Annotated in this window: 4 protein-coding genes; 3 read left to right on the plus strand and 1 reads right to left on the minus strand. The window is 54.1% G+C overall.

Translation table 11 applies throughout. The features are described from left to right. The 3 genes from cas12b to cas2 all read left to right on the plus strand — a co-directional run. Positions 1 to 3,082 (plus strand): type V CRISPR-associated protein Cas12b (gene cas12b / locus ACMLHG_RS13945; protein WP_417170886.1); only part of this gene is annotated, 3,082 nt, incomplete at its 5' end. Beyond that, positions 3,082 to 4,752 (plus strand): CRISPR-associated endonuclease Cas1, encoded by a 1,671-nt coding sequence (gene cas1, locus ACMLHG_RS13950; protein ID WP_417170888.1) that lies wholly within the window; start codon positions 3,082 to 3,084, stop codon positions 4,750 to 4,752. The genes cas12b and cas1, both read left to right, overlap by 1 nt. 5 nt (positions 4,753 to 4,757) lie before the next feature. Beyond that, positions 4,758 to 5,048: a CRISPR-associated endonuclease Cas2 gene (gene cas2, locus ACMLHG_RS13955; RefSeq protein ID WP_294432752.1), complete on the plus strand. Its 291-nt coding sequence runs from the start codon at positions 4,758 to 4,760 to the stop codon at positions 5,046 to 5,048. A gap of 388 nt (positions 5,049 to 5,436) precedes the next feature. Here the strand turns inward: cas2 and ACMLHG_RS13960 are convergent. Further along, positions 5,437 to 5,637: hypothetical protein (locus ACMLHG_RS13960; protein ID WP_417170887.1), on the minus strand; the 201-nt coding region annotated here is incomplete at its 5' end.

Below are 5,637 nucleotides of genomic sequence, written 5' to 3' on the forward strand. Positions count from 1 at the left end.
AAATGCAACCCTGCTTCTGAAATCTTTCACGGCTGAGTTCACCATCGGTCTCATGAAATGCTTCATCCGGGAGGATGGCGGCGCAAAGAGCCTCAGTGCAAATCCTTACGGGCTTTCGGATGACCCGATCAAGCTTGCCCGCGGGGAACGCGGTTTCATCTTTCCATACTTCAGCCGGATTCTAACGGGGAATATCTGGCGCAAGGAGTTCGACATCTGTGCATTCACCGAAGCGCTGAAAACGATCAACCAGTTTCAGCAGAAATGCGAAGAGCGGGAACAGATGCGCGATGCACTTCAGGCGGATCTTGACTACATGGAAGGGCTCCGGAAAAAAGGTTCCGGCATTTCCGCCGAGGGCGCGGACGGAGATGAGGAGCTGCCGCTGCCGGTTCTGGCGGGGGATCCCCGCTGGGAATTGCTGAAGAAGCTGTTGAAAGAGCTTGGTGTCTCCAATTCCTTCACGGAAGACGAGGTGATGGAATACGGGCTGTCATTCCGGACGATCCGCAGTTTTTTCGAGTTGCGCCACCGTTGGCAGATGATTCTGGAGCGGTCCGGCGGGAATGCTCCGGCTGAAGAGCTGGTGAGAGAACTTCATCTGTTCCAGCAGAAGAATCCGGAGCGAATGGGGAGTGCCGATCTTTTTCACAAACTGGCCGAGCCGGAATATCGTGATCTCTGGCGGGCGGATTATCCGGCGGGAAGCCGGCAGTCGCGCGATCTTCTGTGCGACGCTGTGCGTTATTTCGACATGCGTGATCGCGTGGAAATGTTGAGCGAGCCCATTCAGTTCACGCCGGCCGATGCCGTCTACTCCAGCCGTCAGTGTGATTTAAAGAGACTTTGTGTTTCGAAACGGCCGCTCAATTGCAGAATGGTCTGCACGACACAGATCGCTGTCCGGGATGAGCAGGGGGGCGTCACTTTGCAGGATTGCATTCTGCACTATTCCGCTCCACGTCTTCTGCGTGACGGTCTGCTCGGCGGAGAATCGTTCCATTATTTGACGCCGATGATAAAGGCGTTGAATCCGGCGGCGCCGGCGGAGGTGGATTTCGAGGAGAGTGCCGTGTTTCTGATGCCGGAGTGCGATGCGCGGGGAGAGAGGCGGTATCTGCTGAATTTCTCAATCGGGGTTCCGGTGGAGAATCTTCACGCCTCCTGCCCGGAGCGTTTTTCCTCAAATCAGTTTTATTTTGCCGACAGCGTGCAGCAGATGTTACTCTGGCCGGGAATTGAAAATGGGAAAAATGTGCCGGACTGGTTCCTGAAACGGAAACCGTTCGTATTTGTGTCGGTGGATCTGGGGCAGCGGACCGCCGGAGCGATTACGCGGATCCGGGTATCTCCGGGAGCCCGGCCGGGTGTGCACGCAATACGGCTGGGAAACGACGGGGTCACCGACTGGTATGCGGAACGAATCTATGGAGGGCTGCTCCGGCTTGCGGGCGAGGATGCGAAATTTCCGTCGAAGAACGGGATGGAGAAGGAGCGATACGGCAGTCGCGGGCGTTTCGCGGATGCCGGAGAGACGGCGGAGGCGCGGGAGCTCTGCATCCGTCTCTGCGGAAACGACCTTCTGGAAGGAGATGAAACATTTCCCGAACAGAATGACCGCTTACTCATTGCATTCAGGCGGGCTCAGGCGAAGTGGAGCCGGATCAACCGCTGGCTCTGGATGCTGAATACTCCGGGGAAAGAGGATAAGGTCCTTCAAGAGTATTCCGCCACGCTTTCCGAAGAGGGGGCGATGCCGTCTCCCTCTCCGGCGGTTCTCCGTCCTCTGCTGGAGGAACAGGAGATGATCTGGCGGCAGCTGCTGCCGGAGGTGGCGCTGACACTGGCCCGCCGCATTCTGCCGTTGCGCGACCGGATTTGGAAATGGGAATCGTGTCGCGGCGAGAACGGGGAGTCCTGCCGGCTGGTGCAGGAACCGGCCAGGCATCCGGCCCGGGTTCGGATCTGCGGTCAGCGCGGGCTTTCGTTTGCCCGGCTGGAACAGCTCGAGGAGTTCCGGAAACGGATTCAATCGCTGAACCGCAATCTCATGCGCCGGGCCGGAGCCGCGCCGCAGCGCCCTTCGGAAATGCGGGAATTGCGGATTCCGGATCCCTGTCCGGATGTTCTTCGCAAGCTGAACCAGATGAAGGAGAACCGGATCAATCAGACCGCAAATCTTATTCTCAGTCAAGCACTCGGGCTTCGGCTCAAGGGTTGTGCGCGGGGGAACCGTCCAGAAGAAATTCACGGCGAATATGAGCGGATTCCCGGTGTGGAGCCGGCTGCGTTTCTGGTTCTGGAAAATCTCAGCCGGTACCGGTTCAGTCAGGACCGTTCCCGTTTTGAGAATTCGCGTCTGATGAAGTGGTCGCACCGCCAGATCCGGGCCAAGCTCACAATGATGGCGACGGAGATTTTCGGTCTTCCCGTACTGGATGTTCCGGCGGCATACTCCTCGAAATTCACCGCGGAAGGGATTCCGGGATTCCGGGCGGAATTTTGTTCGAGAACGGTATTCGAGCGTGGAATCGGGAGGCGTTTCCCGGCTGAGGAGCAGGCGTTTCCGGAACTTCGTGATCTCGCGAAAAAACTGGAGATGCTGGGCAAACCGCTTCTGATCCCGAAGGATGGCGGACCGCTTTTCGTGCCTTTCTGCGGCTCGGATACTTTGATTCAGGCGGATATGAATGCGGCGTTCAATATCGGACTTCGTGCGGCGGCGCATCCTGCGATGCTGACGATTCGCAACCGGATCCGGGTTCGCCGGAATCAGTCCGGACTGGTTCCCGCCCGCGAGTCCAAGTTGGCCAAACTGGTGTTTCCCGAAACGGACCGTCTGGAGCCGCAGGAGGGGAAGGAGACGCCGGATGTCCTGTTTGCTCTGCCGATCCCTGCGGCTCTTCTGGAAGGGGAGGGGCGGCAGATCTACCGGTTTGCCGACCCGGAGAAACACGGATTGACGCTGATTTCCGGAAAAGATCTCTGGCGGACGGTCAAGAAAGAGAAATGGCAGCGTTGTCTGGCATTGAACCGGATGCGCCTTGAGGCGGCGGTGCGGGCGTCGGAGCAGATCGATTGATGGGGGAGAACTCCGATTCCGGCACGACCATTCCGGTTCGCCGGCTTCACAATTACGTATATTGTCCACGGCTGATGTACTTTCAGTTTGTGGAAAATGTGTTTGTCCCCAACGCCGATGTGGTGGAGGGAAAAGGGATTCATCAGCGGGTTGACAAGCCGGATGTGATTCCTGAGTATCCCCTTGAGGAAGATACCGGGCGGAAAAGTATCCGTTCCTTGGCCTTATCCGATTCAGACCTGGGGATTCACGGGGTTCTGGATCTGCTGCGGGAAGAAGAAGAGGGATGGCGCGTTTTTGATTATAAGCGCGGGAGTCCCCTGCGTACTTCGGCGCAGATGTTGCAACCCCGAGAAGCGGATGCCGTTCAGCTTTGTGCATACGTGATGCTGGCGGAAAAAAACGGCTGGCGGATTTCCGGCGGATCCATCTACTATGCGGAAACGAAGCAGATAGTGGAGGTGGATTGTTCGGATACTCTTCGAGAAACAGTTCGTCGAACGATTCAGGAGGTGCGGTCTGCAATAGCAAGACCGATGCCGGAACCGTTGTATGGAGATGTGCGTTGCCTCTATTGTTCGCTTTATCCGGTCTGTCTACCGGAGGAATCGCTGTTCTGGAAACGGCAGAAAAAACTTTCCGGGACCTTGCGTCCTCCGGTTTGTGAAGAACCGGGCGATGAGGTACTCGTAATTCAATCTCCCGATGTCTATCTGGCGCGCCGGGGAGAGTCGCTGGTTGCAACCAGAAAAGGAAAACCCGTTTCAACGCATCCAATTCACCGGATACGTTCCATTCATCTGTTCGGAGGAGCGCAATTTTCGACACAGGTGCTTCAGCTTTGTCTTGAGCATCATTTGAATCTTTCCTTCTTCTCGCCGGCGGGCAAATATCTCGGACGGCTGGACACGCTTTCCATTTCGGGATTGGATTCCCGGCACGGTCAATACCGTTATGCGGAAAATCCGTCGCTGGCGCTGCCGATCATACGGAGTATGATTGCGGGAAAAATCCAAAATCAGCGAACCATTTTACTCCGTAATTCCAGAAATCGTTCGGATTCGGTTGTCGATGAGTTGCAATGTTTGAGAAAAAAAGTGCTCCATGCAGAAAACAGAGAAAATCTTCTGGGGCTGGAGGGCCGGGCGGCCGCTCTGTATTTTGCCTCATTTCCGGATGTGTTAAAACAACAGTTTTTTTCAGAGCGCTTTACAGGAAGAAACCGTCGTCCGCCGCGAGATCCTGTGAATGCCATGCTTTCGTTGGGATACAGTGTGTTGTCGTCGGAAATCTCTGGAGTCTGCGCCTCACTTGGCCTGGATCCCTCCTGTGGTCTCCTGCATGTTCCCCGTTTTGGAAGAGCCGCTCTGGCGCTGGATTTGATGGAGGAATTTCGTCCTCTGATTGTAGACAGTGTGGTGATTTCTTTAATTAACCGTAATGAGGTTTCTCCGAATGATTTTGTGGAAGCATCAACAGGTTGCGGTCTTTTACGTTCTGGACACCGTGCCTTCTGGAACGCCTATGTGCGAAGAATGAACGAGGAGGTTTCGCATCCGGTATTTCATTACCGTCTTTCTTATCGGCGGATGCTGGAAATTCAAGCTGCTCAGCTGTGGCGCATTTTCCGGGGAGATGGCAATCGATATTTTCCCATGACGACCAGGTGAAATGAATGGCTGTGCGGCGACAGTACCTTGTTATATACGATATTGCCGATCCCAAACGTTTGCGACGTATGGATCGTTTGATTTCCGGATACGGATATCGTATTCAATATTCCGTATTTCTCTGTTCACTTTCGAGGACAATGAAAGCCGAATTAGAAAATGAAATTCGTCAAGTGATTCACTTTTATGAAGATCAATGTTGTCTGATCGATCTGGGAGAATTGGATGATCCTGCGGATTTGTTTGTTGTTCTGGGAAAACCTTTGATGAAAATTCCCAAAATAACGTTTCTCTGATTTGATTTTTTTCATTTGCAGCCTATTTTAAAATTGCAGACATGTTCTGCGTATTCATCTTTCTTCCGCCATCGGAAAGACATTTTTGCTTTTTTGGCAGCAGGTTCGTTTGATTTCGTCTTGTTGCGAGCGCGAAGAGGGCCGAAACGTTCTGCATCGGTGCTCGTGCTTGTTGAAAATCAAATAGTTGCACGTTGTTTGGTGAAAAATTCCCCCGGTATGATGTGCAGGATTTGACGGGCGCTCGCAACATGCTTTGTATTTTTCTGATTTTCAAGGCACTACAGCGCCTCCAGTCGAACCGACAGCCAAACAAGCTAGATTGAGGCGGGCTACCACCGGCAAGCAGCAGCTTGAGCAGATGAAGTCGAACCGACAGCCAAACAAGCTAGATTGAGGCGGGGATATTAATGCGCCTTGGGGTGAAGATAACAACAAAGTCGAACCGACAGCCAAACAAGCTAGATTGAGGCGGAAGCGTAACCAGCGCCAGCGCGTTCTCTTTGAATGTCGAACCGACAGCCAAACAAGCTAGATTGAGGCGGCATTCAGATTCCATTACGCCCCCTTCTTCTTGTAGGTCGAACCG

Source organism: Victivallis sp. (assembly GCF_048170485.1).
GTDB lineage: Bacteria > Verrucomicrobiota > Lentisphaeria > Victivallales > Victivallaceae > Victivallis.

Bases quoted from the DNA above. Each gene is read 5' to 3' on its own strand.
- cas1 (WP_417170888.1), top strand. From the start codon at position 3,082: ATGGGGGAGAACTCCGATTCCGGCACGACCATTCCGGTTCGCCGGCTT.
- cas2 (WP_294432752.1), top strand. From the start codon at position 4,758: ATGGCTGTGCGGCGACAGTACCTTGTTATATACGATATTGCCGATCCC.